Genomic DNA, 25712 nt, shown 5'->3' on the forward strand with positions numbered 1-25712 from the left:
GGGAGACCGATTTCAGTAATTCCCGAGGGTGGCAGTGGCCAAACCGGGAAAGTCTGTAATCAGGCTATCTACGCCGAAGTCGGCGAGCCTGCGCATCAGCGCAGGTTCGTTGACTGTCCAAACGGATACGTGCAGGCCCTGGCGCTGGGCTTTTTCCAGCCGCTCGGGGGTGCACAACGTCCAGTTCAATGCCAGGAACTCACAACCGTAGTTCTGCGCGACCTTCAACGGGTCGAGCCAGGCGTATTCGGCCACCAGCCCGCGTGACAGGTCTGGGGTGAGGTCAACCGCCGCTTTCAACACTTCCCGTGAACTTGAAGTTACCGTGACCTTGTCCATCAGGCCAAAACGCACGGCCATCTCGCGGATCGCCAGCACGGTGGTCGCGGCACGAGTGCGCGAAGCGCTTTTGACTTCCAGTTGCCAGTGATCGAAGTCGCACTGTTCGAACAACTCTTCCAGGCGCGGGATCGGGCATGGGTTGACCCAGCCTGGGCCGCCTTTGCGTGCGTCCATCTTCACCAGGTCCGCCGCCGAATACTCGACGACTTTGCCGCGTCGGTCAGTGGTGCGCTTGAGGGTCGGGTCGTGGATGACCATCAGCTCGCCGTCCATGGACAGGTGCAGATCTAGTTCGCAGCGGCGCACGCCGTGTTTGAGGCATTCCTGAAAGCTGGTCAGGGTGTTTTCCGGTGCTTCGCCTTTGGCACCGCGATGGCCGTAAATCAGGGTCACAATTGCTCCTTTGCGCCAGACTCGCTGGCGACGTGAATACGCATTCAGAGTTCGTCGCTTTGTTCTCGCGCCAGGCGACGTTCCTGCGCCTGTTTCTGCAGGATGTAGCGCGCCAGCAGCTGGCGTTGGGCATCGGTCATGGATTCGAACTCCGTGCCTACGTCAAAGCGCTCGCCGTTGGGATCGCAACGGGTGACCCGCGCGCGCAGCAACAGGCCGAGGGCCTGCGGCATCAGCACCAGCTTGACCGCCAGGTGCGTGTCCGGGGCCAGCGCCACAGGGTGCTGGAAGTCGATGCCGCCTTCGGAAATGATCACCGGCTGCGGCGCGCCCACCTCACCGAGCAGGCCGCGAGCCATGACCTGGCTGAGCAGGTCCAGGCGTTTGTTCTGCACTTTGAGGAACGCCGCCAGGCTGCGGTCTTTTTCGTTGATCTGGCGCAGCAGGTGCTGGGCCTCGAATTCGCTGAGGTGCAGTTCACTGAGCAGATTGAACAGCGGCGAATCATCCAGCAACACTTCCTTGCTCGCCGCGTCGGGTGCCGACAGGGGTTTGATTTGGAGTGCGATCATGTCGTCGATACGGTAGTATTCGCGGCGCTCTTCTTCATCTAATGTCGACATGGCGAACCCCAGGTAACGGTAATGGTCTGAGTGTAAAGCTGCTGACCAGACCCCGCCACCGGGACGTCTTCTTTTCCTCCGAACAAGCCCCGACATGTTCAGACCTCTCTTCGTATTTATTGGCACGCGTTACACCCGTGCAAAGCGTCGCAATCATTTTGTGTCGTTCATTTCCCTGACCTCGATGATCGGTCTCGCCCTGGGCGTGGTCGTGATGATTGTGGTGCTGTCGGTGATGAACGGCTTCGATCATGAGATGCGCACCCGCGTGCTGGGCATGGTGCCCCACGCGACCATCGAGGGCGACGCGCCCATCAGTGACTGGCAAAGCCTGGCCGCCAAGGTCAAGCAGAACCCCAAGGTGCTGGCCGTTGCGCCGTTTACCCAGATGCAGGGTCTGCTGACCAATGACGGCAAGGTGCAGAAAATCCTGCTCAATGCCGTCGACCCGGCCCAGGAGCGCCATGTCTCGATCATCGATAAGTTCATGTTGCAGGGCAAACTCGACGATCTGGCGCCCGGCAGCTTCGGCATCGTCATCGGCGACAAGGCCGCTGCCAAGCTCGGTGTGGGCGTCGGCGACAAGCTGACCTTCGTCGCGCCGGAGGTCACCGTGACCCCGGCCGGCATGTTCCCGCGCATGAAGCGCTTTACCGTGGTCGGCACCTTCCACGTCGGCGCCGGCGAGATCGACGGCTACCTCGGCTTAACCAACCTCACTGACCTGGCGCGCCTGCATCGCTGGCAGCCGGACCAGGTGCAGGGCCTGCGCCTGAAGTTCAACGACCTGTTCGAGGCACCGCGCGGCGCCTGGGAAATCGCCCAGCATCTGGGCGAATCGCAGTATTACGCCCGCGACTGGACCCGCACCCACGGCAACCTGTACCAGGCCATCCGCATGGAAAAAGCCATGATTGGCCTGTTGTTGCTGCTGATCGTCGCCGTGGCCGCCTTCAACATCATCTCCACGCTGGTAATGGTGGTGAATGACAAGAAGGGTGACATCGCCATCCTGCGCACCCTCGGCGCCACGCCGGGGCAGATCATGGCGATCTTCATGGTGCAAGGCACGGTGATCGGCGTGGTCGGCACCCTGATCGGCACCGCCTTGGGGATTCTGGCCGCACTGAATGTCAGCGCCGCCATCGCCTTGCTTGAAAAAGTGCTCGGCCACAAGTTTCTCAACGCCGATGTCTACTTCATCGACTACCTGCCGTCCCAGGTTCAGGCCCAGGACGTGTTGATGGTGGGCGGCGCCGCGTTGGTCCTGAGTTTCCTTGCCACCCTGTATCCAGCCTGGCGCGCGGCACGTACCCAGCCAGCACAGGCATTACGTTATGAGTGAATCGGGCATGAGTGAAAAAGCAATCCTGAGCTGCCGCAACCTGGGCAAATCCTACGAGGAAGGCCCGGAATCCGTGGTGGTGCTGGCCAACCTGCAGCTTGAACTCCATCCGGGCGAGCGCGTGGCGATCGTCGGCAGTTCCGGTTCCGGCAAAAGTACCTTGCTCAACTTATTGGGCGGCCTCGATACGCCGTCCCAGGGCAGCGTGTGGCTGGCCGGTGAAGAGCTGTCCGCCTTGAATGAAAAGGCCCGCGGCCAACTGCGCAACCGTTCGCTGGGTTTCGTGTATCAATTCCACCACCTGTTGCCGGAATTCACCGCCCTGGAAAACGTGTGCATGCCGCTGTTGATCGGCAAGACCGCGATCCCGGAGGCGCGCCAGCGTGCCACGGCCTTGCTGGAGCGCGTCGGCCTCGGCCATCGCCTGGAGCACAAACCGGCCGAGCTGTCCGGCGGCGAGCGCCAGCGCGTGGCAATCGCCCGTGCCCTGGTGAACAACCCAGGGCTGGTGATGCTCGATGAGCCCACCGGTAACCTCGATTCCCACACGGCCCAGGGCATCAAGGACTTGATGCTGGAATTGAGCACCCAGATGCGCACCGCGTTCCTGGTGGTGACCCATGACATGAGCATGGCCCGCCAGATGGACCGAGTACTGCACTTGCAGGAAGGTCATCTGGTCGCTATCTGACCTGTTGCAAGCCCGTTTTTTTGAAACCGGGCTTTTTCATTTTTTCAACGGTGCCCGCGAATGTTCAGACCGTTATCGATTTTCATCGGCACGCGCTATACCCGCGCCAAGCGCCGCAACCGTTTTGTCTCGTTTATCTCGATGACCTCGATGATCGGCCTCGCCCTCGGCGTGTTGGCGATGATCGTGGTGCTTTCGGTGATGAACGGCTTCCAGCGCGAAATGAGCTCGCGCATCCTCGGCATGGTGCCCCACGCCACCATCGTGGGGGTGAACCCGATCGATGACTGGCGGCCGGTGGCTGCTGCTGCAATGAAGAACCCCCAGGTCACGGCAGCGGTACCGTTCACCCAGATGGACGGTATGTTCTCCTACAAGGGTGCGATGCAGCCGATTGAGATCAACGGCGTCGACCCGGCCCAGGAAGGCAAGGTGTCGATCGTGGCCCAGCATATCGTGCGCGGCAAACTGGAAGACTTGAAAGCCGGCGAGTTCGGCGTGGTGATTGGCGACATCACCGCGCGCCGCTTTCGCCTGAACGTGGGCGACAAACTGACCTTGATCGTCCCGGAAATCAGCACCGCGCCGGGAGGGATCACCCCGCGCATGCAGCGTTTGAACGTGGTGGGTATCTTCAAGGTGGGCGCCGAGCTGGACGGCTCCATGGCCTTGATCAACAAGGCCGACGCGGCCGAAATCCAGCATTGGCAACCCAACCAGGTGCAGAGCGTACGCCTGGCGGTGACGGACCTGTACGCGGCGCCCAAGGTCTCGGCCGATATCGCCGCCAGCCTCGGCGCGGCGTATAAGGCGGACGACTGGACCCACACCCAGGGCAGCCTGTTCAGCGCGATGAAAATGGAAAAGACCATGATCGGCCTGCTTTTGCTGATGATCGTCGCGGTGGCCGCGTTCAACATCATCGCCACCTTGATCATGGTGGTGAACGACAAGGGTGCGGACATCGCGATCCTGCGCACCATCGGCGCCACGCCCCGCCAGATCATGGCGATCTTCATGGTGCAGGGCACGGTGATCGGCGTCGTCGGCACCCTGATCGGCGGCGTGCTGGGGGTGATTGCGGCGCTGAACGTGAGCGAACTGGTGGGCTGGCTGGAGCGGGTGAGCGGGCAACATATCTTCAGCTCGGATGTGTACTTCGTCAGCAACCTGCCGTCCGAACTGCAAGGTGGGGATGTGTTGCTGATTTGCTCGGCGGGGTTTGTGTTGAGCTTTCTGGCGACCATTTACCCGGCGTATCGGGCGGCGAAGATCGAGCCGGCGCATGCGCTGAGATATTCGTAATATTTGAGACCGCTATCGGGGGGCAAGCCCCCTCCCACATTTTGACCTCATTCTTCCTGCAAATGAGGACCACTGTGGGAGGGGGCTTGCTCCCGATAGACCGGCCCAGCCTGCATCAATCCCCCCTGGGGTAACTCGATCACAAACCGTGTCCACCCCACCCCGGACTCACAAAAAATCCGCCCCCCATGCGCCCGCACTATCGACTGGGTAATCGCCAACCCCAGCCCCGCGTGTTCGCTGCTGCCTTCATGGCGCGCCGGGTCGGCCCGGTAGAACCGATCGAACAACCGCGGTAACAACTGCGCTGGAATGCCTTCCCCAGTGTTCTCAATCGTGAGTGTCACGCCGTCCACCATGCGTACCCGCACTTCGCCGCCCACTGGCGTAAATCGCAGCGCGTTATCGAGCAGGTTCGACAGCGCCCGACGCAACATACCGCGATCCCCCATCGTGTGGGCTGTACCTTCTCGCACCAGGCTGACGTGGGCGTCTTCGGCCAGCAACGCAAAAAACTCCAACAACGCCTCCACTTCATCGGCCAGCGCCAAAGGCTCGCGCTTGGGCACCAGCAAACCGTGATCGGCCTTGGCCAGGTACAACATGTCGTTCACCAGCTGCGCCATCCACTGCAGTTCTTCCAGGTTGCTGTGCAGCGCTTCGCGGTAGTCCTCCAAAGGGCGCGGCTGGGTCAGGATCACCTGGGTCTGGGTCAGCAGGTTCGACAGCGGTGTGCGCAACTCGTGGGCGATATCGGCGGAGAAGGCCGAGAGGCGCTGGAACGCGTCGTCCAGGCGGCCCAGCATGGCATTGAAGGTCTGGGCCAGCTCCGCCAGTTCTGCTGGCATTTGCTGTTGCGGCAAGCGTTGCGTCAGGGATTGCGCGGACACGCCGGCGGCGACTTCAGCCATGCGCCGCAATGGCCGCAACCCGCTGCGCGCCGCCCAGGCGCCGAGCAGGGCGGTGGCCAGGGCCGACAGGCCGACGGTCAGCCAGATCAAGCGCTGCATGCGTTGCAGGAAATGCTGGTGGTGGGTGATGTCGAGTATCAGGGTCAATTGCGCCGAGCCGGGTTGGCCAGGGCTCAAGGGCGCGTTATACACGCGATAGGCGGTGCCTGCATTTTGCACGCTATGCAGGCCAGGGGCCTCGGGCAACGCCACGCCCGGCGCATCGTCAAGCCAGCGCTGGCCGGCCGCCGTGATGCGCAAGGCGAGGTCGGGTTGATGGCTGAGGTCGGCACGCAGTTGGGGTTCGCGCTGGGCGAAGGCGTGCGGCGAGTCGACCCCCTGCAACGTGCTGCGCAGCGCCACGAGTTTGCTGTCCAATTGCTGCTGGTCCAGCTCGATGAAGTGCGCCTCGCTGGCATGGTTGAACAGCACGCCGGCCAGCAGCGAGACCACGGCGGTGCAGGCGGCAAACAGCAGCGCCAGGCGGCTGGCGAGGGACAAGCGCTTGATCAAATGAAGCGCTCCTCGAGTACATAGCCCATGCCGCGTACAGTGTGAATCAGCTTGTTGGGAAAGGCGTCGTCGACTTTCAGGCGCAGGCGGCGGATCGCCACTTCGATGATGTTAGTGTCGCTGTCGAAATTCATATCCCACACCTGCGAGGCGATCAGCGACTTGGGCAGCACTTCGCCCTGGCGGCGCAGCAGCAGCTCGAGCAGGGCGAACTCCTTGGCGGTGAGGTCGATACGCTGGCCGCTGCGCTCGACGCGGCGACGGATCAGGTCCAGGCGCAGGTCGGCCAGTTGCAGGCTGGTTTCCTGCGGTGCACTGCCGCCGCGCCGTAACAGGCTGCGTACGCGGGCGAGCAGTTCGGAAAAGGCGAAGGGCTTGACCAGGTAATCGTCGGCGCCCAGCTCCAGGCCGTGCACGCGATCCGCCACCGCGTCGCGCGCGGTCAGGAACAACACCGGAATGTCCAGGCCGGCACTGCGCACCGCTTGCAGGATTTGCCAGCCGTCGCGACCGGGTAGCATCACATCGAGGATCAATAAGTCATAGTCGCCAGTCAGCGCCTGGTGCTGCCCGCTGATACCGTCGGCCACCAGTTCGGTGGTGAACCCGGCTTCGGCCAGGCCCTGGCGCAGATAGTGGCCGGTTTTCGGTTGGTCTTCGACAATCAGCAGCTTCATTCAGGGCTCTTGGTAGTTGGGTACAGGGCTATGTAGGAGCGAGCTTGCTCGCGAAAAACGCCAACGATAACGTGGGCTGTCTGGCTTAACGTGTTGTGCTTAAGCCCTTCGCGAGCAAGCTCGCTCCTACAAAAAAACATCGGGCTTTATACCGTGGGTTTCAGGGTATGGGCGCAAGCTGACAAAGTTGTAATCTAGCAGTCAGTTGGCTGGCAGCGAGGCCATCTTAAAGTGCTGGCCAAGCGAGTCACCCATTTGGAGAGTCAAAGATGGCGTTGCGTATACCTGTGTCCCTGGCGGGCTGCCTGTTGGCGCTGAGTTTCGATGCCCTGGCCGATGGGGCCCACACCTATGCTTTCGGCCAGCCGGCCGCAGCGGACACTGCCACACGCACGGTTGAAGTGACCTTGCAGGACATTTCCTTTTCGCCCAAGTCCCTCGACGTCAAGGCCGGTGAGACGGTGCGCTTTGTGCTGGTCAATAAAGGCCGGTTGCTGCATGAGTTCAACCTCGGCGACGCGGCCATGCACGCCGAACACCAGAAGGAAATGTTACAGATGCAGGCCAGCGGCATGCTTACGGCCACCGGTATGGGAGAAATGGATCACAGTAAAATGGACCATGGCGCGATGAAGCACGATGATCCCAACAGTGTGCTGGTCGAGCCCGGCAAAACCGCCGAGCTGACCTGGAAGTTCTCCAAAGCCACTGACCTTGAGTTCGCCTGCAATCTTCCCGGGCATTACCAGGCGGGCATGGTCGGCAAACTGACCGTTGAGTAAGGCGTTCCTTAAGGGCGTGGGCAAAGGCTGGTAGACTTGTGCGGTTTATTTAGCCAGGTTTCCGCCATGCATCCCGCAGCCGAACATTCGCCGCTGGGCAAGTCCAGTGAATACATCTCCACTTACACCCCTTCGTTGCTGTTCCCGATCCCTCGCGCCGCCAAGTGGGCCGAGCTGGGCCTGAGCGCCGAGACCCTGCCTTACAAGGGCGTGGATTTCTGGAACTGCTTCGAACTGTCCTGGTTGCTGCCGTCCGGTAAACCGGTGGTGGCCATCGGTGAGTTCAGCATCCCGGCCGACTCGCCGAACATCATCGAGTCCAAGTCCTTCAAGCTGTACCTCAACTCGTTGAACCAGACCGCGTTTGCCGATACGCCGAGCCTGGAAGCCACCTTGCGCGCCGACCTCAGTGCCGCCGCCGGCAAACCGGTGAGCGTGCGCATTCGCAGCCTGGCCGAGATCGAGGCTGAGGGTGTGATGGCGTTGCCGGGTGTGTGCATCGATGATCTGGATATCAACGTCAGCAGTTACGAGCATCCGCGTCCGGAACTGTTGCGCTGTGACGATTCGCGGGTGGTGGAGGAGAGCGTGCACAGCCACCTGCTCAAATCCAACTGCCCAGTCACCAGCCAGCCCGATTGGGGCAGCGTAGTGGTGGAGTATCGTGGCGCGGCGCTGGATCACGCCAGCCTGCTGGAATACCTGGTGAGCTTTCGCCAGCACTCGGACTTCCATGAACAGTGCGTGGAACGCATCTTCCTGGACCTGCAGCGCTTGCTCAAACCGGAGAAGTTGACCGTGTATGCGCGGTATGTGCGGCGGGGTGGGTTGGATATCAACCCGTATCGCAGCACCGAAGAGGTGGCGTTCCAGAACGTACGCCTGGCGCGCCAGTAAGCCTGCACACCATACCCAATGTGGGAGGGGGCTTGCTCCCGATTGCAGAGTGTCAGACACAGGTGCTGTGACTAACACTCCGCTATCGGGAGCAAGCCCCCTCCCACATTTTGGATCGGTGCTTGGCTGGCGGGCAGCTTAGATGCCGATGTTGCCCAGCGTTATCACGATGTTGCGCAGGGTCCCGGCAATGCCCGGATGGTCCAGTTCAAAACCTTCCACTGCCCGGTTTACATCGTCAGCGATGCTGGGGGTCTGGGTGGCCGGCTCCAGTTGTAGCTGCACGTCGAATTTGGCAATCAGCTCTTCAAGGGCTTCACGTTTTTCAGCGGGCAACTCTGGATGATCTTCCAGCTGTTTGCGCACGATATCGGCCTGCTGTTGTAACTTCTCGCGATCAGGCATGACGTTCTTCCTTTTATCGATAGTCACTGGCATAGACCGCGGCACGCCGGGAAAGGTCTACGAACTGCTCTGTAGATTAATCCACTGCGGCCAACCGTGCATGATCCTTGTCAGGGCTTCTCGCCTTTGAGCCGGCGCAGGCGGATGTCGGCCAGGCAGGTGCCGAGTTCACCGAGGTGATCAATCACTGAGTGCACGCCTAATCCATAGAGCGCCACGGTGGCCTTGCCGCGCTTGTGCTCGCGTTCCTTGTCGCTCAGTGCTTGCCACTGCTGTGGCGCGACGCCGCATAGGGAGCCGCAGGAGGCCAGGCCGATGGTCCACAAGCCGGCATTCAGGCCTGATTGCAGCAGTCGCGGCTCGCCGCTGACCAGCACGCAACCGTCCAGACGTGTGATATTCAGCTCCATCAAGGCCTGCCAGCAGGCATGGGGCGCCGGCCAACGGATGGCGGAGGGCGAGGCGGCCTTGAGCCAGGCGGGCAGGGTGGCGGCCAATGGCGTAGTGATCGAGGGCGGCAATTCATCCAGCCAGGCGCAGGGCACGCCTTGTTCCTTCAGGCTGCGCAGAATTTTCAGGGCCCCGGGTGTGGTCTGGGAATCGGGGGAAGGGGAGTCGCTGCGCGCCTGGGAACCGAAATCCACCAGGCAGCCACTCAAACCAAACAACACGGCAGTCAACGCGGGGGCAGTGGTGACGGCTATCTCGGCATGCGGCATCTGAACGTCCCTGAAATAGTTACAACGCTATCGGGATGGCATGACAAGTGGATGACACAGGTGGGTATTTGTAGGAATTTTGTCCAAATCATGAAAGTCGTTTCCTTGCGAGTGCCTAAATCGACACTTCCGTCATATACTGACGGCCTTATTCAGGGCATAGCGCCCATGACAGACTATTCAAGGAGCAAAAGCTATGCGCTGGAGCCAGTACTTCGCTCAGCTATCGGTGTGTGCCACCGTCCTGTTGGCACCGTTCGCCGCCCAAGCAGCGACCGAAGACGATCCATGGGAAAGCGTCAACCGCCCGATCTTCACCTTCAACGACACCGTTGACACCTACGCGCTCAAGCCAATCGCCCAAGGCTATCAGTTCGTCACCCCGCAATTCGTGCAGGACGGCGTTCACAACTTCTTCCGCAACATCGGCGATGTCGGCAACCTGGCCAACAACGTCCTGCAGCTCAAGCCTCACAATGCTGGCGTCGACACGGCTCGCCTGTTGGTCAACACCACATTCGGCGTACTGGGCTTCATCGATGTCGGCACCAAAATGGGGCTGCAGCGCAGTGATGAAGACTTCGGCCAGACCCTCGGCTACTGGGGCGTCGGCAGCGGCCCTTACGTGATGATCCCGTTGCTGGGCCCAAGCACCTTGCGCGATGCGCCGTCCAAATACGTGGACAGCTACACCCAACCGTACCGTTACATGAACGATATCGGCTGGCGCAACAGCACCTTCGGCCTGAACGTGGTCGACACCCGTGCCAGCCTGCTCGACAGCGAAAAGCTGATCAGCGGCGACAAGTACACCTTTATCCGAAACGCCTACCTGCAGAACCGTGAGTTCAAGGTCAAGGACGGCAAGGTCGTCGACGACTTTTAAGCTGAGACGTTTTGAAATGAAAAAGGCGACCTTTGAACGGTCGCCTTTTTCGTGGGCGCATATCAGCGCATTTTCAGGATTCTGAGGCCCAGGTGCTGCTCATCGCCGGCAGCCTTGGTCCACACCACCTCTGTATCGGCCTCAAGGCCCTTGAGTGCGGCGTGCTCTGAATCGATGCGCACCGTCAGCCGGTCGCCCACGCTGAACTGGCGAGGGGCCTGCACCTGCATGCCGGAGCTGGACAGGTCCAGGCACACCCCTTCAATCTCCTGGCCGGCGTGGATCAAAGACACATCGGCATCCACACGCATGCGGATGAAGTCACGTTTTTCGGCGTAGTCGCGCTCGTGTTCGCTCACAGCGTCCATCCTTACTTTGCGTTGTGGTGGTGAGCGTTCTTATAACTCCGGGTGATTTGCGATGTAAAGACGCCCGGCGACCATCGGCATGAGCTTGAAACCCCTCACGGATGGGAGTACCGTCTGCGCCTTAGAAGGGCACCTCTGCTTTACCGTTGTGCATGGGCGAAATCCCAATGCTTTGTAGGACAGAGAGGCTAGAAAGCGAATCCAGTACGTGAGCACGGCCATTGCCGCGCCGCCTACGCCAACCTAATTCTGGCGCCGTTTGCCCACATGCAAAAAACCAGTGCCACGCTGCTGATAATCGATGACGACGAAGTAGTGCGCGCGAGTCTCGCGGCCTATTTGGAAGACAGTGGCTTCAGCGTCCTGCAGGCCGGCAACGGCCAACAGGGTCTCCAGGTATTCGAGCGCGACAAGCCCGACCTCGTGATCTGCGACTTGCGCATGCCCCAAATGGGCGGCCTCGAGCTGATTCGTCAGGTGACCGAGCGTGCTCCGCAGACGCCGGTGATTGTCGTGTCCGGTGCCGGGGTCATGAATGACGCCGTTGAAGCCCTGCGCCTGGGCGCCGCCGATTACCTGATCAAGCCCCTGGAAGACCTGGCCGTGCTGGAGCACTCGGTGCGCCGCGCCCTGGACCGTGCCCGGCTGTTGCTGGAAAACCAGCGCTACCGCGAAAAACTCGAGACCGCCAACCGCGAGCTCGAAGCCAGCCTGAACCTGCTCCAGGAAGACCAGAACGCCGGTCGCCAGGTGCAGATGAACATGCTGCCGGTCAGCCCGTGGACCATTGACGAATTCAAGTTTGCCCACCAGATCATCCCGTCGTTGTACCTGTCGGGTGATTTCGTCGACTATTTCCGAGTGGATGAGCGGCGTGTGGCGTTCTACCTGGCCGACGTGTCCGGCCACGGTGCGTCCTCAGCGTTCGTCACCGTGTTGTTGAAGTTCATGACGACGCGGTTGCTGTTCGAGTCCAAGCGCAACGGTACCTTGCCCGAGTTCACCCCCTCCGAGGTGCTGGGCCACATCAACCGGGGCCTGATCAGCTGTAAGCTGGGCAAGCACGTGACGATGGTCGGCGGCGTGATCGATGAAGAAACCGGTCTTTTGACCTACAGCATTGGCGGTCACCTGCCGATGCCGGTTCTATACACTCCTGACAGTGTGCGTTACCTGGAAGGGCGTGGCCTGCCGGTGGGCTTGTTCAATGAAGCCACCTACGAAGACCACATCCTGGAACTGCCGCCGACTTTCAGCCTGACGCTGATGTCCGACGGTATCCTGGACCTTCTTCCAGAGCCTACACTCAAAGAGAAAGAAGCCGCCTTGCCCCAAAAGGTCAAGTCGGCGAGCGGCAGCCTGGATGGTCTGCGGCAGGTTTTTGGATTGGCCACGCTAGGGGAGATGCCGGATGATATCGCCCTATTGGTGTTGAGCAGGAATCTTTGATGAGTACCGGAAGAATCCAATTCGCCGAGCAAGACGGGACCTTCGTCCTGAAGTTTGTCGGTGAAGTGCGCCTGACCTTGTGTTCGGCGCTGGATGCGACGATTGAGCGGATCTTCACAGCGCTGAACTTCTCGGCGATCGTGATCGATCTGACCGAAACCCGCAGCATCGATAGCACCACCCTGGGCCTGCTGGCCAAGTTGTCCATTCTGTCTCGGCAGAAGGTCGGCCTGTTACCGACCGTCGTCACCACCCACGAAGACATCACCCGGCTGTTGCAATCCATGGGCTTTGACCAGGTGTTCAACATCGTTGACCGCCCGATCCCCTGCCCGGAATGCCTGACCGACCTGCCTTCACAGGATCAGTCCGAGGAAGTCGTACGGGTCAAGGTGCTGGAAGCGCACAAGATCCTGATGGGCTTGAACGAGTCCAACCGCGAAGCCTTCCACGACCTCGTCAACGCTCTGGAACGCCACTGACGGCTTTCCTGTCGAAACACATTCCAATGTGGGAGGGGGCTTGCCCCCGATAGCGATGTGTCAGTTATAAATAAGCTGACTGACACTCTGCCATCGGGAGCAAGCCCCCTCCCACAGTTTGACCTGCGACAGGCTTGAAACCTGCGCCCACAAAAAAGGGCGGCACCCGCCAAGGTGCCGCCCTTTTTGCCGCCTGCGCTGTTACAGCTTGGCCGACAACAACGCCTCCAGCTTCTCTTGGTCACGAGCAAACTGACGAATCCCCTCCGCCAGCTTCTCAGTCGCCATGGCATCTTCGTTGGATTCCCAACGGAACTGCGCTTCAGTCATATGCACCCGCGCTTCACCGGCTTGCCCTGGCGCCAACTTGCGTTGCAGCTTGCCTTCATCGGCCGCCAGCTTCTCCAGCAAATCCGGGCTGATGGTCAGGCGATCACACCCGGCCAACTCCTCGATCTGGCTCAGGTTACGGAAGCTCGCACCCATCACTACAGTCTTGTAGCCATTGGCCTTGTAGTAGTTGTAGATGCGCGTCACCGACTGCACGCCCGGGTCATCGGAACCGGTGTAGTCGTTGCCGTTGGCTTTCTTGTACCAATCGTAGATACGGCCCACGAACGGCGAAATCAGGAACACACCTGCTTCAGCGCACGCCACGGCCTGGGCGAAGGAGAACAGCAGCGTCAGGTTGGTCTGGATGCCTTCTTTTTCCAGTTTTTCCGCTGCGCGGATACCTTCCCAGGTGGACGCGATCTTGATCAGTACACGGTCACGGCTAACGCCGGCCTTGTCGTACAGATCGATCAGACGGTGCGCACGCTTGAGTATCGCGTCTTCGTCAAACGACAAACGGGCGTCCACCTCAGTGGAAATACGGCCCGGTACGACTTTAAGGATCTCCTGGCCAACCGCCACTGCGAAACGGTCACTGGCCAGGCCCACGTCGCCGTTGCAGTCCTGCACACATTCATCCAGCAGCTTGGCATAGCCAGAGATCGACGAAGCCTTGAGCAGCAGGGAAGGGTTAGTGGTCGCGTCTTGCGGCTTGAGCTTGGCGAGAGTGGAGAAATCGCCGGTATCGGCTACGACGGTGGTGAATTGCTTGAGTTGTTCCAGCTTGGAAGTCATGGGCGTGCTCTGTCCTGTGGGTCTGATGACATTACCCGAGCGCTGGCAGGCGCTCAAGGGCGCAAATGCGTTAGGTCGTTTGCGAGGGCAACAACCTGAAAACAGCCGTATGAATGGCGGTCGTACTGCTCAATAGGAGGGCAAAACCGCCGCCAGGTTCAACCCAACTGCCCGATAGCGCCTTCATAGCCCTGGCACACACCGGACCCAATGTGGGAGGGGGCTTGCCCCCGATAGCAATATATCAGTCAACCCAAAACTATCTGGCCCCTGCAAGCCAACCAGTCACCGCCCTTCCAACAACTCCCCAGCCTGATCCAACAACGCCAACGGGTCCGCCGCCTTGTGAATATCCACCGACAACAACTGCCTGAACCTGCGCGCCCCAGGAAACCCGGTGCCCAACCCCAACACATGCCGGGTAATGTGATGCATCGCCCCACCGCCCGCCAAATGCTCCGCAATATAAGGCCGCAACTGCGCCAACGCCTCCGCCCGGCTGATCACCGGCGCTTCACTGCCAAACAACCGCTGATCCACCTCCGCCAACAGATACGGATTGTGATAAGCCTCCCGCCCCAGCATCACCCCATCAAACGTCTGCAAATGCTCCTGGCACTGCTCAAGCGTCTTGATCCCACCGTTGAGAATAATCTCAAGCTCCGGGAAGTCCTGCTTCAACTGCGCCGCCACGTCATAGCGCAACGGCGGAATATCGCGATTCTCCTTCGGCGACAACCCCTCCAGAATCGCAATCCGCGCATGCACGGTAAAACTGGTGCAACCGGCATCCTTCACCGTGCCGACAAAATCACACAGCTCGGCATAACTGTCCCGGCCATTGATGCCAATACGGTGCTTCACCGTCACCGGAATCGACACCGCATCGCGCATCGCCTTCACACAGTCCGCAACCAGGGCAGGGTGAGCCATCAGGATCGCGCCGATCATGTTGTTCTGCACACGATCGCTGGGGCAGCCAACGTTCAAGTTCACTTCATCGTAACCGGCGGCCTCGGCCATACGCGCGCACGCGGCCAGATCGACGGGAACACTGCCGCCTAATTGCAACGCCAACGGGTGCTCGGCTTCATTGTGACGCAGGAAGCGCTCGTGGTCGCCGTGGAGGATAGCGCCAGTGGTGACCATCTCGGTGTAGAGCAGGGTGTGCTTGGAGAGCAGGCGCAGGAAGAACCGGCAGTGGCGGTCGGTCCAATCCATCATGGGAGCGACGGAGAAGCGGCGGGAGAGGGAAATGGGTATGGTCGTGTTTGCGGGCATGAGGGAAATCTAAGTGGATGAGGCAGAGGGCTGGAGTTTAACAGGAACGGCGGGGGGCTAGCCTGGCTGGTTTGTCCAGCCGGATGAGTAAGCTTTCACGGGTGTTGTGATTGCATATTGAGATCACTTTGGAAAACAGGTACGGTCCTCGTTCTGTCCCATCCTAAATTGACATTTCAAGGATTTTTTTGTGAAAGGAATCAAGCCATTCTTGGTGCTGCGGTACATGCTCATCGAAAATAAGCAAGCTGCTCTTGTATCTAAGCCTCTTCCAAGCCCCAAAGGTGCAGCGGTAGTTTCGGCCCTTCAAGACGACGGCCGTGAATTTGTTAAAAATAAGGTGCGTTATAGTTTTGTTGGTTTTTCTTATGTCGACCCAGTAAGTACAGAGTTTCCTAAGGGAAGGTTTTTGGTGGGGAAAACTGCTAAACATAAAATAACCAAAGTAGGCGATAAAATTCCTGGGGACATCGTTCCTCATGATGCCGATGATTGGGTTCCTGTAATAACAATTGTTGATACTGTTGATCAGTACGTATTTGTGCAGCATGATTGGCGGTTTGGCACTGAGGAGCAGATAGTTAATGCCATTCATGCTGGTTTAAAAAATGCTATTTTGGATGAGTATAATTATTCGATATTTATTGAGCCTAAAACGGTGAAGGGGGAGTTTTGGAGTGTGGTTAATTCTCATGACAAGGTTTTTGAGATTGAGTTGGAACTTATCTCTCCTAATATCCTAGAGACTAATGTCAAAGCCCGTGATGCGCTCGCAGCGATGAAAAAGCTATTTGGTCAGGAAGAAGTTAAGATTACCCTGAGTAATGAATATGGGGACCTAAAGGCTCCAAAAACTCCGCTTGAGGACTATTTGGACTATATTGAGGAAGGTGAAGGGAAGTGGAGTGTTACTACTGAAAGCGAGAACGGCGGTAAAAAAATTCATAAAAGCATATCTGCTATAGTGAAAGTTGATCTGGACGTTCCCTCGGATGAAGTAGTGATGCATGAGGGTCAGTTAGAGCTTGAGACTGGTCTTCCTGCTCCCGGGCGTACAGGAAATGATGTTCGGATGGTATCTGAGGTTTATTCAGCTATAGGCAGCTTGTTGAGGCGCTAATATGCTTCGTTTGTTATTCGTTTTTTTAACCTCCTTTAGCCTTTCTTATCTGTTGTTGTGGGGAACTGATGGAGAGGCTAGCCCAGTATTTGGTAGTATCAACTCGGTGCTGTTTGTTTTAGGGGCGATGTTTGGGGCTTTATCTTTTGCATTTTTTAATTATGTTGAAGGCGTTATGAAGGATATTCCGAAAAAATTAAAGTTTCAGAACTTGGAGCTGTACTCGCTTGTTGTTAGTTTGTTGACTGACCTAAAAAGGGAGGTTATTAGTAATGTGCTTTTGGTTGTTGTGTTATTGTTGACGGCATTTTTTGCTGGTGCAGTTGCGGAGATGGATTTTTTACACAGATTGAATTTTTCATCATATTCGACATGGGGGATACAGTCTGTTCGTGGTGCTTGTTTTTTGAGTATTATTGTCGTGGTGTGTGTTCAGTTGGGCGGGTTTGTAACAGCAAATAGTTTGCGGGAAGAGGTTTCCATGTATGGTGAATAGTGTTGTTGGCGCGGTTTGGAGCATCTGCCTAAACGGGCAGATTTATTTCGTCGCCCTCTTGTTTCTGAAGGCCGAATTTTACCAAGAAAGAAGCAGAGGCTTCGAGTTCGATAGCCCAAACCTTGAGTGGGAATGAATCGGGCCAAATAAATCCGTACTCTTAACTTTTATCCAACCCCGATGTCTTTATCGCCGAAGAACTGTCTTGGTCGAGTTCTTTTACCCCAGTTCGATCTGGGAGGTTAGCGTTTTAGTGTATTCGATATGGCCGCGAAGAAGATCGATTGCCATGTAACTCGTAGTTAGGTCGTTGGTTCTGTCTAGATCAACGAAAGTGTGGGGTTGCAGTCCAGGCGATTCAGGGATCTTTTATGTCGTGGTGTTTGTCAGTGGTGGAAAAAAAGGTCTCAGTTTGAGTAAAGTGCTTTCACAACAGTGTACGGAAGTATGTTGTCGGGGTTCGCGGCGTATAAGGGCGGTAGAAGCCTTAAGTCGTCGGTAAATATTGTATAGTTTTGCGCAAGTTTTATGAGGGAGTTGTCTGTGATGCCGTAGATAATAAAATTGTCAGTAGTGCAATCTTCGTTGATGTTTGTATCGGCTTGAAGGAAGATTGAGAACATGGTTCTAGCAGTTTCAAAAGCTAGATCTCCGACATAATCTTTTAGATCAATCAGGTCCGATACTTCGGTGGCAATATAAGGGGTAATGCATATGTCTGTATATTCTTCCATGACAGAAATCACATTATTGTAATCGTCAATATCAAATTTGTTTAGTCGAGTCGAGTTTCTTATATGTCTTCCCTCCTCAATGCTACCTATAATGAGAAGCAAAAGGAGGTTGGTGTCGATGATTAATTGCTTGTTTGCCAAGGACTATTGCTCCTTATAGTTTTTGAAACCTCTGAATTTCCCTGTTTGTGCATCTACTAAAAATACTTTGTATTCTCTTCTTTTTCCGAGTAGCCCAGCCAGTGTAGATATTGCGGATGCTTCATTTGCGCCTGCGATTTTTGTTGGGGTTTTGTCAATCTCGTAGCTGTAGGTTACTTCGTACAATTTTTCGTCATCGGATATTATGGCGCCTTCAAGTATGGGGTTTTTCGCGCCTTTTACTAGACTTGTTATGTTTTCAAGCGCTACGTCGGCAGCTTTGTTAAAGGAGATCATTGAAATTTACCAAGTGGATTGTAAGTGACTGTCGGCTTCAAAACCCGACTTTATGACTTTTCGCATGCTTTGTCATCCTAAGCTTTATCTGTAATGCCTACACGATATGTATCTGAAGTTTAGGCCGGAGTAGATTAGGATGATTCTAGGAGTTTTCCCACATCTTTCTCAGCTTGCCGCTCAGACTTCCCCTCGCTAACCTCCCCAAACCGCTGGAAACCCAGCAGCCAGACGTGGAAGTCCGTACCAAGCTAAGACGCAATCGTCACAAACACGTACCGGCGTTTTTTTACGTCTGTATCATGTGTTTCGGCGGCTGTGCGCGGTATATCGGGGTCCGGTATATCGGGGTCAGACCACGATATACCTAAGAACCTTCCCACACTTTTTTCAGCTTGCCCGTCAGACCACCCATCGCTACGCTCCTCAAGTCGCTGCCAACCCAGCGACCGGAGGTGGAAGTCCGTATTGCTAAGGCGTTTTAACTCCCGAAAATTTGGAGCTTCGCCCATGCACAACAACATTCGCAGTTCTTCAATTGATCAAAGTAAATTACCCACCGAACGCCTAAACAGCGATCTATTTCTCATCAACCCAACCATCGACCCCGAAACCCTCCTGGCCAACGCCGCCGAAAACCTCGCCTCCGCCAACGAAATGGCCGCCGCCCTGGCGTTCGATCTCGACGACTCCCAACGCGCCATCGCCCTGGGCATCCAGCAGTTAATCGAGTTGAGCGCATTGCTCGTAGACCGAGCCCAAGAACAAGTTGCGCCTGTAATCAAACCAGTCAAAGCCTGACAACCAACCCTGCCGCCTTACCCCAAGGCGGCAACCTGAACCCATGCTGTCCCGCAGCAAAGTTTCATAATTCCCTGCGCCGTTGAGGTCTACGATTCCCTGCAAGAGAGGACCCCAGCGCCTCTAGCCCACAGGGAACTGAGACTATGATTTCGAACCTCGTCAAAGTCGTGATGATCACCGGCACGTTGTTATTGAGCGCTTGTTCATCTTCGCCGGCCGTGAGCAGTGACCCGTGCTTTTCAGGTGGGTGCCAGGCATTTGGTGACCACAGCCCCAGCAAAGCCGCCAAGATGAATTTTGGTGGCAGTGGGCTGGGTAGCAGTTATGGGGAGTATGGCTCGGGGTTGTTGCATGATGATTGATGGGGTGGTGGGGCAGTCACTGGTGTGGTGACTGGCCCATTGCTATCGGGGGCAAGCCCCCTCCCACAGTTGATTTTTGGTGGATCGGAAATCAGTGGCCGCCTTTCATACGCCGGGCAATCAGGTAGATGCCCAATCCGATCAGGGCCGTCACCGCGCCGATGTAGCCGGTGCTGGTCCAGCCAAACCCCGCCGTAATCGCCATGCCGCCAAACCACGGCCCCAGTGCGTTGGCCAGGTTGAAGGCGGCGTGGTTGGACGCCGCCGCTAAACTCGGGGCTTCGTGGGCGATGTCCATCAGGCGGATTTGCAACGGCGCCGCCAGGGCGATCATGGTGCCGACGAGGCCGATGCCCAGCAGTACGCTCCACAGCGAACTGGCGGCGAAGGTGAAGAAGATCAGTACGGCCATCGACCACACCAGAATCCAGCCCACCGCGCGAAATTGCATGCGATCAAACAGTTTGCCGCCGGCGATATTTCCGATGATGCCGCCCATGCCAAACGCGGCGAGGCCGAAGGGGATCCATTGCGGTGAAACCTTGGTCACTTCCAGCATGGTTGGCGCCAGGTAGCTGAACACGCAGAACATCCCGGCAAACCCGATCGCGCCGATGGACAGCGCCATCCACACTTGGGGTTTGGTGAAGGCGCGCAGTTCCTTGCGCGGGTCACTGCGTTCCTCGTCGTGGCGGTGGGGCACAAATTGCCAGACCAGTGCGATGGTGCACAGCGCGATCACGCTGACCAGGGCGAACGCCGAGCGCCAGCCCAGGTGTTGGCCGAGGAAGGTGGCGATGGGGTTGCCGAGCAGCATGGCCAGGGTCAGACCCATCATCACTCGGGCCACGGCGCCGGCGCGTTTGTCGCTGGGCACCATGCTGGAGGCGACCACGGCGGCGATGCCGAAGTAGGCGCCGTGGGGCAGGCCGCTGATAAAACGGAAGGCTACCAGCGAGCCGAAGGTGGGGGTGAAGGCGGTGGCGAGGTTGCCCAGGGCGTAGAGGCCCATCAGCAATAACAGCATGTGTTTGCGCAGCAGCTTGGCGCCGAGGATGGCCAGCAGCGGGGCGCCGACCATCACGCCCAGGGCGTAGGCGCTGATGGCGTGGCCGACCTGCGGCTCGCTCAAGCCCAGGTTCTGGGCGATGTCGGGCATCAGGCCCATGATGGCGAATTCGCCGGTGCCGATTGCGAAAGCGCCCACGGCCATGGCCGCTTCCATTTTGGCGGCACTGCGCGCGGGCAGGACGTGCCCGGGTGTTGGGTGGGTAGACATGAATTGCTCTGTTTGGATGAGGTGTACGAAAGACAATCGCCGATGCTACGCATGGGACGGTGAGGGTGTCTAGAACAGCCAGGCGCATGAGAGTTCCGGGCCTGTGACCCCAGGTCGCGGCTGGCCGCCTTGACACCTGCGCGAGAAAACCCGCGATTTAAAGGTGTCAATTGGCCAAACGGCGCATAAACGCGGTTTGGCGTGATATTCTGCGCGCCGTCTTGGTCTAGTCTTTCCTTGGTGCGTACACCCGTATACGTCCCAGCGGTTGGCTGTCGCCCAGGTAGCTGAAGCCAATAATGATAAGAAGTCAGCGCAGAAGGGACAAAAACAGTGAGGTCGCTACGTCGGCCTTGTGTGCCCACCCTACGGCCTGCAGAGTCAGGGGCGGTAGGGCGGATGGCGTTTTATCATAGGTGCTACTGATGTTTAAGAAAGTAAACACTGCCCTGCTGGGGCTGGCTTTGTCGATGGGGATCACGTCCGTTCACGCGGAAGAGGCAAAGAAAGTCGATGTGCTGCTGATCGGCGGCGGCATCATGAGTGCGACCCTGGGTGTCTGGCTTAACGAGCTGGAGCCGGGTTGGTCGATGGAAATGGTCGAGCGCCTCGATGGCGTGGCCGAAGAAAGCTCCAACGGCTGGAACAACGCCGGTACCGGTCACTCGGCTCTGGCTGAGCTGAACTACACCCCGGAAGACAAGAACGGCAATGTTGAGATCCCGAAAGCGGTCGAGATCAACGAAGCGTTCCAGATTTCCCGTCAGTTCTGGTCCTGGCAGGTCCAGCAGGGCGTGTTGAAGAACCCGCGTTCGTTCATCAACTCCACTCCGCACATGAGCTTTGTGTGGGGCGATGACAACATCAAGTTCCTGAAAAAACGCTACGAAGCGCTGAAGGCGAGCCCGCTGTTCGCCGGCATGCAGTACTCCGAAGACCCGGCCCAGATCGCCAAATGGGTTCCGCTGATGATGGAAGGGCGTGACCCGAACCAGAAAATCGCGGCCACCTGGACCCCAATCGGCACCGACGTGAACTTCGGCGAGATCACCCGCCAGTTCGTTGCCCACCTGCAGACCACCCCTAAGTTCGACCTGAAACTGTCGAGCGAAGTGCAGGACATCACCCGTAACGAAGACGGTTCGTGGCGTGTGAGCTACAAAAACCTCAAAGATGGCACCAAGACTGAAACCGACGCCAAGTTCGTGTTCATCGGCGCCGGCGGCGGTGCCCTGCACCTGCTGCAAAAATCCGGTATTCCGGAAGCCAAGGAATACGCCGGCTTCCCGGTAGGTGGTTCGTTCCTGGTCACCGATAACCCGACCATCGCCGAGCAGCACCTGGCCAAGGCCTACGGCAAGGCATCGGTCGGTTCGCCGCCAATGTCGGTTCCGCACCTGGACACCCGCGTGCTGGATGGCAAGCGCGTGATCCTGTTTGGCCCATTCGCGACCTTCTCCACCAAGTTCCTGAAAGAAGGCTCGTACCTGGACCTGCTGACCAGCACCACCACCCACAACATCTGGCCAATGACCAAAGTCGGTATTCGTGAATACCCGCTGGTCGAGTATCTCGCCGGCCAACTGATGCTGTCGGATGACGACCGCTTCAAGGCGCTGCAAGAGTACTTCCCGAACGCCAAGCAGTCCGACTGGCGCCTGTGGCAAGCCGGCCAGCGTGTGCAGATCATCAAGCGTGACGAAGAGCAGGGCGGCGTCCTGAAACTCGGCACCGAAGTGGTCAGCTCTGCCGACAACTCTATCGCCGGCCTGTTGGGTGCATCGCCAGGCGCGTCCACCGCGGCTCCGATCATGCTGACCGTGCTGCAAAAGGTGTTCAAGGACAAGGTTGCAAGCCCTGCCTGGCAGGAAAAACTGCACCAGATCGTGCCAAGCTACGGCACCAAACTGAACGACAGCCCTGAAGCGGTTGCCAAGGAATGGGCCTACACCGCCGGTGTGCTGCAACTGACACCACCGCCAGCCATTCCGCAACTGGCGGCTCCAAAGGCCACCGAGGCTGCCAAGCCCGCGGCTGAGCCAGGCAAGCCGGCGTCTGATCTGGCGCTGTAAGCAACGCTCAAGTAAAAGCCCGCTGAACCGGTGACGGTCAGCGGGCTTTTTTGTGCGCGGCGTTCAGACCCTGAAGTGCCTGACTTGCTCGTATAGATGCAGGGCCAGCGCGTTAGCGGTGTCGCACAGCAGATACAGATGCTGTGCGGGGAGGGCCGGCAGTTGCGTGATTTGCCTCAGCCCTTCGCCCATGCGGCTCTCCTCCATCAGGCCCACGGCCACGCCGCTGCGCACGCAAGCTTCTACCGCTGATGAGTTGGGGCTTTCCAGCAGTACGCGATGGTAAATCCCGTGATCTTTCAGCGCCTGTAACGCCGCCGCGCGGTACGGGCAACCGGCGATAGGCACGGTGATCGGCAGCGGCGCGTTGGGTGGGTAACTGAACTGCTCGGCGGCGACCCACAGCGGTTGCACGGGGCCCAAGCGCTCACCCTGTGCCAGTGGGTGTGCACTGACGGTGATGACCAAGTCCAACTGGTTTGCCGTGAACAGATTCAACAGTTCGCCACTGGTGCGCGCTTCGATTTCCAGTTCCAGCAGTGGGTTGTCGGCGATCAGTCCTGGCAGGAATTTGTGCATAAAGGCAGGTGCGTAGGTGTCAGGCACGCCCAGGCGGATCTTGCCCTGCATGCGCTGGGGCATCAGCGAGATCAGCAGGCGGTCGTGGCTTTTGAGGAATTCGGTGGTTTCGCCCAACAGTTTCCTGCCGTACAGCGTCAGATCCACGCCCTGGTTACTGCGGCTGAACAAGCGTTGGCCGACCTGGTCCTCCAGCTTCTGAATCTGCGTCGTCACGGTGGACGCGCTGCGGTGCACATGCTCGGCCGCCTCGTTGAAGCGGCCAAAGCGTGCTACGGCGTGAAAGGTGCGCAATAGATCGATATTCAGTTGTTTGGCCATGGTTCTACTAATACGGATTGGTAATACAGGTTATTCAAATATACAGAAGAGTCCTCCTTCCCTAGCCTTGAAGTCAACTACACAGGCTGGAGGCTGCATGAAGCGATCAACCCTGGGATTGCTGCTCTTGCAAGGGGCGTTTGTTCTGTCATGGAGTTCGGGCTATATCGGCGCGAAGTTGGGCACACAAGGCAGCGGTGCGTTCAACCTGCTGTTCTGGCGATTTTTGTTGGTATCGCTGTGCCTGGGCCTGTTCTTGAACGTCAGGTTGCTGAAGGTGACCTGGGCGCAGATTCGCCATTACGCCATCATCGGCTGCCTGTCGCAGTTTCTGTACCTGAGTTGCCTCTATGTGGCGATCCAGAACGGTTTGCCACCGGGCATTGCGGCGATCATCGCGGCGTTGCAGCCGTTGATGACCGCCGCATTGTCGACAGGCAGTGCAACTGAGCGCAGCGGCGGCTGGCAATGGGTGGGGCTCATGGTCAGCTTTGCCGGCGTAGCGATCGTGATCGCCGGGCAGTACAGCAACAGTGGCAAAGAGGTTGGCCTGGCCATGTACGGGCTACCGTTGGTCTCGGCGCTGGGGCTGACGCTGGCGACCTTGTACGAGCGCCGTTCGCAGCAGAGCAAACAGGTCGACTTGCTCACGCCGCTGTTTATCCAGTCGCTGCTGACGTTGATCGGCTTCACCGGCGCGGTGCTTTATACCGATACCTTGAGCATGCCCCATGACGCCGACGTACTGGTTTCGATTGTGTGGCTGACGGTGTTTTCCACCTTTGCCGCCTACTTGAGCCTCTGGCGGCTGCTGCGCGTGATGACGGCTACTCGGGTTGCGGCGTTGGTCTATCTGGAGCCTCCAGTCACCCTGGTATGGGCGGCGCTGATGTTCGGCGACGAAATCCATGTTTCGACCTATGTCGGCATTGCCGTAGTGATTGCCGGGTTACTGTTGTTGCGCCTGAAGCGACCGACCGTCGCCTGCACGACCTGAGGCCTTGAGGGTTCAGCAATCTGACAGACATCTCCTGTTAAAAAATAACTCAAGCCCAGGCAGGAGCCCGGCTGGAACACAGGGGATTTCTTTCTGATGCAAGTACAGGGCGTTAACGCCCGAGGGTTTTGTATGTTGCTACGTTATGCGGCAATGGCGGCGGTAGTCGTCGCGGCATCCGGGTGTGTGCAAGAGCGCGTCGTGCATGAACGCCGGCCGGTACAACGTGAGTATGTGGAAGTCGTGGCGCCGCAACCGCCGCCGGTGCAGGTGATCGAAGTCGAGCCGCCGGTGCGCGAAGGTTATATCTGGTCACGCGGTTACTGGCGCTGGGAAGGCGGGCGCTATGTAGCGGTGCACGGCCATTGGGAGCCGGTACGCGTGGGCTATCGCTATGTGCACCCGCACTGGGTGCAGCGTAATGACGGGTATCACTGGCAGGTCGGTGGCTGGGTCCGCTGAACCCCGAAACGAGCCAACTCAACCAATGCGCTTCATACCCGTCGCCTTGACCGCATTCAGGTCGAAGGTGGCGGTGTATTTACAACCCGCCGCGTGGGCGCAGCGTTCGATCAGGCAGTCGGCGAAGTCTGCTTTGTTCGCAACGAACTTGCGCAGTGCCTGCCAGACGACATCGGCGTGCTCGACAGTGAGCTCGCGCGTATGCAACAGGGTTTCCAGCACCATCACCACATCGCTTTTTGCCGATTGGTAGCAGGCCTGCAGCACCCACACCAACTCCACAAGGGTCACCAGGCTGACAAAGCCCGGTGACGCGGCGCTCAATGATTCAATCAGTCGCGATGCCTTGGCGGATTGAACGGGCTCATCCTGGGTGACATAGCGCACCAGCACGTTGGTATCCAGGCCGATCATCGCGCATTTGCTCCCTGTGCCGCGATGGCCCGGTTCATGTCCTCGATGGACACGGCAGTGGCAGGCTTGCGAATCAGCCCCTTGAGGTCGGTGACGGTTTTACTCGCGGCGATCATGGAAAACTTGCCGTCTTCCATTTCGACGAACTCCACCCGGTCGCCTGTTTCCAGGCCGAGGGCCGTCCTGACCTGGACAGGGATGGTGATTTGCCCTTTTGAAGTAAGTGTGGCGGTTGCCATAGTGAAGACCTCCATCGTGATGCTCCTTACCTTAGGGTAAGGAGTGATCGAGGACAATATCCGTTGGTCCATAGGGTGCTCGCAGAAGTGGGTGAGTCGGTACTAAAACCCTAGTCCGAACTCTCGATCCCCACACCTGTGATCACGCGCCAAACCGAT

30 protein-coding genes are annotated in these 25712 nt (G+C 58.2%); 15 read left to right on the forward strand and 15 right to left on the reverse strand.

What is annotated here, in order from left to right; genetic code table 11:
- Positions 1–12: 12 nt before the first annotated feature.
- Positions 13–735 (reverse strand): glycerophosphodiester phosphodiesterase family protein, encoded by a 723-nt coding sequence (locus C4J92_RS07635; protein ID WP_124361806.1) that lies wholly within the window; start codon positions 733–735, stop codon positions 13–15.
- A 44-nt stretch (positions 736–779) separates the two neighbouring features.
- The gene (locus C4J92_RS07640) at positions 780–1358 is read right to left on the reverse strand and encodes a PilZ domain-containing protein (protein ID WP_124403426.1); all 579 of its coding nucleotides are present in this window, start codon (positions 1356–1358) and stop codon (positions 780–782) included.
- Between the two features lie 94 nt (positions 1359–1452).
- Between C4J92_RS07640 and C4J92_RS07645 the strand changes: the two genes are divergently transcribed.
- The 3 genes from C4J92_RS07645 to C4J92_RS07655 are packed head-to-tail and all read left to right on the forward strand — an operon-like array spanning position 1453 to position 4699.
- Entirely contained in the window at positions 1453–2703 is a 1251-nt protein-coding gene (locus C4J92_RS07645) for a lipoprotein-releasing ABC transporter permease subunit (RefSeq protein ID WP_124403427.1), read from the forward strand.
- Between the two features lie 7 nt (positions 2704–2710).
- Positions 2711–3394, forward strand: a complete 684-nt coding sequence (gene lolD / locus C4J92_RS07650; protein WP_164484517.1) for a lipoprotein-releasing ABC transporter ATP-binding protein LolD — start codon at positions 2711–2713, stop codon at positions 3392–3394.
- Between the two features lie 60 nt (positions 3395–3454).
- Entirely contained in the window at positions 3455–4699 is a 1245-nt protein-coding gene (locus C4J92_RS07655; RefSeq protein WP_124403428.1) for a lipoprotein-releasing ABC transporter permease subunit, read from the forward strand.
- A gap of 47 nt (positions 4700–4746) precedes the next feature.
- Here the strand turns inward: C4J92_RS07655 and C4J92_RS07660 are convergent, their stop codons facing one another.
- Both C4J92_RS07660 and C4J92_RS07665 read right to left on the reverse strand, forming a co-directional pair.
- Positions 4747–6162, reverse strand: a complete 1416-nt coding sequence (locus C4J92_RS07660) for a heavy metal sensor histidine kinase (protein ID WP_305955735.1) — start codon at positions 6160–6162, stop codon at positions 4747–4749.
- Positions 6159–6839 (reverse strand): heavy metal response regulator transcription factor, encoded by a 681-nt coding sequence (locus C4J92_RS07665; RefSeq protein WP_124403429.1) that lies wholly within the window; start codon positions 6837–6839, stop codon positions 6159–6161. The genes C4J92_RS07660 and C4J92_RS07665 overlap by 4 nt, the downstream gene beginning before the upstream one ends.
- A gap of 269 nt (positions 6840–7108) precedes the next feature.
- Between C4J92_RS07665 and C4J92_RS07670 the strand changes: the two genes are divergently transcribed.
- Together C4J92_RS07670 and queF are read left to right on the forward strand one after the other, a co-directional pair.
- The gene (locus C4J92_RS07670; protein ID WP_124403430.1) at positions 7109–7621 is read left to right on the forward strand and encodes a plastocyanin/azurin family copper-binding protein; all 513 of its coding nucleotides are present in this window, start codon (positions 7109–7111) and stop codon (positions 7619–7621) included.
- 66 nt (positions 7622–7687) lie between these two features.
- The gene (queF, locus tag C4J92_RS07675; RefSeq protein WP_124403431.1) at positions 7688–8518 is read left to right on the forward strand and encodes an NADPH-dependent 7-cyano-7-deazaguanine reductase QueF; all 831 of its coding nucleotides are present in this window, start codon (positions 7688–7690) and stop codon (positions 8516–8518) included.
- 138 nt (positions 8519–8656) lie between these two features.
- On the opposite strand, the gene C4J92_RS07680 is transcribed toward queF, so the two are convergent.
- Both C4J92_RS07680 and C4J92_RS07685 read right to left on the reverse strand, forming a co-directional pair.
- Positions 8657–8923 (reverse strand): DUF4404 family protein, encoded by a 267-nt coding sequence (locus tag C4J92_RS07680; protein ID WP_124361814.1) that lies wholly within the window; start codon positions 8921–8923, stop codon positions 8657–8659.
- A 110-nt stretch (positions 8924–9033) separates the two neighbouring features.
- Positions 9034–9642, reverse strand: a complete 609-nt coding sequence (locus C4J92_RS07685; protein WP_124366287.1) for an HAD family phosphatase — start codon at positions 9640–9642, stop codon at positions 9034–9036.
- Positions 9643–9838: 196 nt separating this feature from the next.
- On the opposite strand from C4J92_RS07685, the gene C4J92_RS07690 reads away from it, so the two are divergent.
- Complete coding sequence (locus tag C4J92_RS07690; RefSeq protein ID WP_057722960.1) at positions 9839–10528, forward strand: VacJ family lipoprotein; 690 nt, start codon at positions 9839–9841, stop codon at positions 10526–10528.
- 62 nt (positions 10529–10590) lie between these two features.
- Here the strand turns inward: C4J92_RS07690 and C4J92_RS07695 are convergent, their stop codons facing one another.
- Complete coding sequence (locus C4J92_RS07695; RefSeq protein ID WP_124403432.1) at positions 10591–10887, reverse strand: PilZ domain-containing protein; 297 nt, start codon at positions 10885–10887, stop codon at positions 10591–10593.
- Positions 10888–11163: 276 nt separating this feature from the next.
- Between C4J92_RS07695 and rssB the strand changes: the two genes are divergently transcribed.
- Together rssB and rssC are read left to right on the forward strand one after the other, a co-directional pair.
- Positions 11164–12345 carry a two-component system response regulator RssB gene (gene rssB / locus C4J92_RS07705; protein WP_124403434.1) on the forward strand — a complete coding sequence of 394 codons (1182 nt, stop codon included), beginning with the start codon at positions 11164–11166 and terminating at the stop codon, positions 12343–12345.
- Positions 12345–12827 carry an anti-sigma factor antagonist RssC gene (rssC, locus tag C4J92_RS07710; protein WP_003172602.1) on the forward strand — a complete coding sequence of 161 codons (483 nt, stop codon included), beginning with the start codon at positions 12345–12347 and terminating at the stop codon, positions 12825–12827. Before rssB ends, rssC begins: the two co-directional genes overlap by 1 nt.
- A gap of 201 nt (positions 12828–13028) precedes the next feature.
- Here the strand turns inward: rssC and tal are convergent, their stop codons facing one another.
- A complete protein-coding gene (gene tal / locus C4J92_RS07715; RefSeq protein ID WP_124403435.1) occupies positions 13029–13955 on the reverse strand; it encodes a transaldolase in 927 nt (308 codons plus the stop codon).
- A gap of 285 nt (positions 13956–14240) precedes the next feature.
- Complete coding sequence (gene dusA / locus C4J92_RS07720; protein ID WP_124403436.1) at positions 14241–15236, reverse strand: tRNA dihydrouridine(20/20a) synthase DusA; 996 nt, start codon at positions 15234–15236, stop codon at positions 14241–14243.
- Between the two features lie 190 nt (positions 15237–15426).
- Here dusA and C4J92_RS07725 point away from each other — a divergent pair, with 190 nt between their 5' ends.
- Together C4J92_RS07725 and C4J92_RS07730 are read left to right on the forward strand one after the other, a co-directional pair.
- Positions 15427–16356, forward strand: coding sequence for a hypothetical protein (locus tag C4J92_RS07725; protein ID WP_124403437.1), 930 nt, complete (start codon positions 15427–15429; stop codon positions 16354–16356).
- Between the two features lies 1 nt (position 16357).
- Entirely contained in the window at positions 16358–16852 is a 495-nt protein-coding gene (locus C4J92_RS07730) for a hypothetical protein (RefSeq protein WP_164487519.1), read from the forward strand.
- A 407-nt stretch (positions 16853–17259) separates the two neighbouring features.
- Here the strand turns inward: C4J92_RS07730 and C4J92_RS07735 are convergent, their stop codons facing one another.
- Positions 17260–17727, reverse strand: coding sequence for a hypothetical protein (locus tag C4J92_RS07735; protein WP_124403438.1), 468 nt, complete (start codon positions 17725–17727; stop codon positions 17260–17262).
- A 3-nt stretch (positions 17728–17730) separates the two neighbouring features.
- A complete protein-coding gene (locus tag C4J92_RS07740) occupies positions 17731–18024 on the reverse strand; it encodes a hypothetical protein (RefSeq protein ID WP_124403439.1) in 294 nt (97 codons plus the stop codon).
- 510 nt (positions 18025–18534) lie between these two features.
- Between C4J92_RS07740 and C4J92_RS07745 the strand changes: the two genes are divergently transcribed.
- Both C4J92_RS07745 and C4J92_RS27155 read left to right on the forward strand, forming a co-directional pair.
- Positions 18535–18825, forward strand: coding sequence for a DUF6124 family protein (locus tag C4J92_RS07745; protein WP_124403440.1), 291 nt, complete (start codon positions 18535–18537; stop codon positions 18823–18825).
- A gap of 146 nt (positions 18826–18971) precedes the next feature.
- Complete coding sequence (locus C4J92_RS27155; RefSeq protein ID WP_124403441.1) at positions 18972–19190, forward strand: hypothetical protein; 219 nt, start codon at positions 18972–18974, stop codon at positions 19188–19190.
- A 91-nt stretch (positions 19191–19281) separates the two neighbouring features.
- Here the strand turns inward: C4J92_RS27155 and C4J92_RS07755 are convergent, their stop codons facing one another.
- The gene (locus C4J92_RS07755) at positions 19282–20469 is read right to left on the reverse strand and encodes an MFS transporter (protein ID WP_124403442.1); all 1188 of its coding nucleotides are present in this window, start codon (positions 20467–20469) and stop codon (positions 19282–19284) included.
- A 425-nt stretch (positions 20470–20894) separates the two neighbouring features.
- Here C4J92_RS07755 and mqo point away from each other — a divergent pair, with 425 nt between their 5' ends.
- Positions 20895–22541: a malate dehydrogenase (quinone) gene (gene mqo, locus C4J92_RS07760; RefSeq protein ID WP_124403443.1), complete on the forward strand. Its 1647-nt coding sequence runs from the start codon at positions 20895–20897 to the stop codon at positions 22539–22541.
- A gap of 63 nt (positions 22542–22604) precedes the next feature.
- Here the strand turns inward: mqo and C4J92_RS07765 are convergent, their stop codons facing one another.
- Positions 22605–23441, reverse strand: coding sequence for a LysR family transcriptional regulator (locus C4J92_RS07765; RefSeq protein WP_124403444.1), 837 nt, complete (start codon positions 23439–23441; stop codon positions 22605–22607).
- A 97-nt stretch (positions 23442–23538) separates the two neighbouring features.
- On the opposite strand from C4J92_RS07765, the gene C4J92_RS07770 reads away from it, so the two are divergent.
- Both C4J92_RS07770 and C4J92_RS07775 read left to right on the forward strand, forming a co-directional pair.
- Positions 23539–24438 carry a DMT family transporter gene (locus C4J92_RS07770; protein ID WP_124403445.1) on the forward strand — a complete coding sequence of 300 codons (900 nt, stop codon included), beginning with the start codon at positions 23539–23541 and terminating at the stop codon, positions 24436–24438.
- A gap of 132 nt (positions 24439–24570) precedes the next feature.
- Complete coding sequence (locus C4J92_RS07775) at positions 24571–24900, forward strand: YXWGXW repeat-containing protein (RefSeq protein WP_124403446.1); 330 nt, start codon at positions 24571–24573, stop codon at positions 24898–24900.
- A gap of 18 nt (positions 24901–24918) precedes the next feature.
- Here C4J92_RS07775 and C4J92_RS07780 read toward each other — a convergent pair whose 3' ends face one another.
- Positions 24919–25314: a PIN domain-containing protein gene (locus C4J92_RS07780; RefSeq protein ID WP_124403447.1), complete on the reverse strand. Its 396-nt coding sequence runs from the start codon at positions 25312–25314 to the stop codon at positions 24919–24921.
- A complete protein-coding gene (locus C4J92_RS07785; RefSeq protein ID WP_124361831.1) occupies positions 25311–25568 on the reverse strand; it encodes an AbrB/MazE/SpoVT family DNA-binding domain-containing protein in 258 nt (85 codons plus the stop codon). The genes C4J92_RS07780 and C4J92_RS07785 overlap by 4 nt, the downstream gene beginning before the upstream one ends.
- Positions 25569–25712 lie beyond the last annotated feature (144 nt).

It is taken from the genome of Pseudomonas sp. R3-18-08 (genome assembly GCF_003852065.1).
Lineage (GTDB): Bacteria > Pseudomonadota > Gammaproteobacteria > Pseudomonadales > Pseudomonadaceae > Aquipseudomonas.

What these genes read in the sequence shown, in the direction of transcription:
- C4J92_RS07640 (WP_124403426.1), bottom strand. Translation starts at nt 1,358, where the DNA reads ATGTCGACATTAGATGAAGAAGAGCGCCGCGAATACTACCGTATCGAC.
- C4J92_RS07645 (WP_124403427.1), top strand. Translation starts at nt 1,453, where the DNA reads ATGTTCAGACCTCTCTTCGTATTTATTGGCACGCGTTACACCCGTGCA.
- lolD (WP_164484517.1), top strand. Translation starts at nt 2,711, where the DNA reads ATGAGTGAAAAAGCAATCCTGAGCTGCCGCAACCTGGGCAAATCCTAC.
- C4J92_RS07655 (WP_124403428.1), top strand. Translation starts at nt 3,455, where the DNA reads ATGTTCAGACCGTTATCGATTTTCATCGGCACGCGCTATACCCGCGCC.
- C4J92_RS07665 (WP_124403429.1), bottom strand. Translation starts at nt 6,839, where the DNA reads ATGAAGCTGCTGATTGTCGAAGACCAACCGAAAACCGGCCACTATCTG.
- C4J92_RS07670 (WP_124403430.1), top strand. Translation starts at nt 7,109, where the DNA reads ATGGCGTTGCGTATACCTGTGTCCCTGGCGGGCTGCCTGTTGGCGCTG.
- queF (WP_124403431.1), top strand. Translation starts at nt 7,688, where the DNA reads ATGCATCCCGCAGCCGAACATTCGCCGCTGGGCAAGTCCAGTGAATAC.
- C4J92_RS07680 (WP_124361814.1), bottom strand. Translation starts at nt 8,923, where the DNA reads ATGCCTGATCGCGAGAAGTTACAACAGCAGGCCGATATCGTGCGCAAA.
- C4J92_RS07685 (WP_124366287.1), bottom strand. Translation starts at nt 9,642, where the DNA reads ATGCCGCATGCCGAGATAGCCGTCACCACTGCCCCCGCGTTGACTGCC.
- C4J92_RS07690 (WP_057722960.1), top strand. Translation starts at nt 9,839, where the DNA reads ATGCGCTGGAGCCAGTACTTCGCTCAGCTATCGGTGTGTGCCACCGTC.
- rssB (WP_124403434.1), top strand. Translation starts at nt 11,164, where the DNA reads ATGCAAAAAACCAGTGCCACGCTGCTGATAATCGATGACGACGAAGTA.
- rssC (WP_003172602.1), top strand. Translation starts at nt 12,345, where the DNA reads ATGAGTACCGGAAGAATCCAATTCGCCGAGCAAGACGGGACCTTCGTC.
- tal (WP_124403435.1), bottom strand. Translation starts at nt 13,955, where the DNA reads ATGACTTCCAAGCTGGAACAACTCAAGCAATTCACCACCGTCGTAGCC.
- dusA (WP_124403436.1), bottom strand. Translation starts at nt 15,236, where the DNA reads ATGCCCGCAAACACGACCATACCCATTTCCCTCTCCCGCCGCTTCTCC.
- C4J92_RS07730 (WP_164487519.1), top strand. Translation starts at nt 16,358, where the DNA reads ATGCTTCGTTTGTTATTCGTTTTTTTAACCTCCTTTAGCCTTTCTTAT.
- C4J92_RS07740 (WP_124403439.1), bottom strand. Translation starts at nt 18,024, where the DNA reads ATGATCTCCTTTAACAAAGCTGCCGACGTAGCGCTTGAAAACATAACA.
- C4J92_RS07745 (WP_124403440.1), top strand. Translation starts at nt 18,535, where the DNA reads ATGCACAACAACATTCGCAGTTCTTCAATTGATCAAAGTAAATTACCC.
- C4J92_RS27155 (WP_124403441.1), top strand. Translation starts at nt 18,972, where the DNA reads ATGATTTCGAACCTCGTCAAAGTCGTGATGATCACCGGCACGTTGTTA.
- C4J92_RS07755 (WP_124403442.1), bottom strand. Translation starts at nt 20,469, where the DNA reads ATGTCTACCCACCCAACACCCGGGCACGTCCTGCCCGCGCGCAGTGCC.
- mqo (WP_124403443.1), top strand. Translation starts at nt 20,895, where the DNA reads ATGTTTAAGAAAGTAAACACTGCCCTGCTGGGGCTGGCTTTGTCGATG.
- C4J92_RS07765 (WP_124403444.1), bottom strand. Translation starts at nt 23,441, where the DNA reads ATGGCCAAACAACTGAATATCGATCTATTGCGCACCTTTCACGCCGTA.
- C4J92_RS07770 (WP_124403445.1), top strand. Translation starts at nt 23,539, where the DNA reads ATGAAGCGATCAACCCTGGGATTGCTGCTCTTGCAAGGGGCGTTTGTT.
- C4J92_RS07775 (WP_124403446.1), top strand. Translation starts at nt 24,571, where the DNA reads ATGTTGCTACGTTATGCGGCAATGGCGGCGGTAGTCGTCGCGGCATCC.
- C4J92_RS07780 (WP_124403447.1), bottom strand. Translation starts at nt 25,314, where the DNA reads ATGATCGGCCTGGATACCAACGTGCTGGTGCGCTATGTCACCCAGGAT.
- C4J92_RS07785 (WP_124361831.1), bottom strand. Translation starts at nt 25,568, where the DNA reads ATGGAGGTCTTCACTATGGCAACCGCCACACTTACTTCAAAAGGGCAA.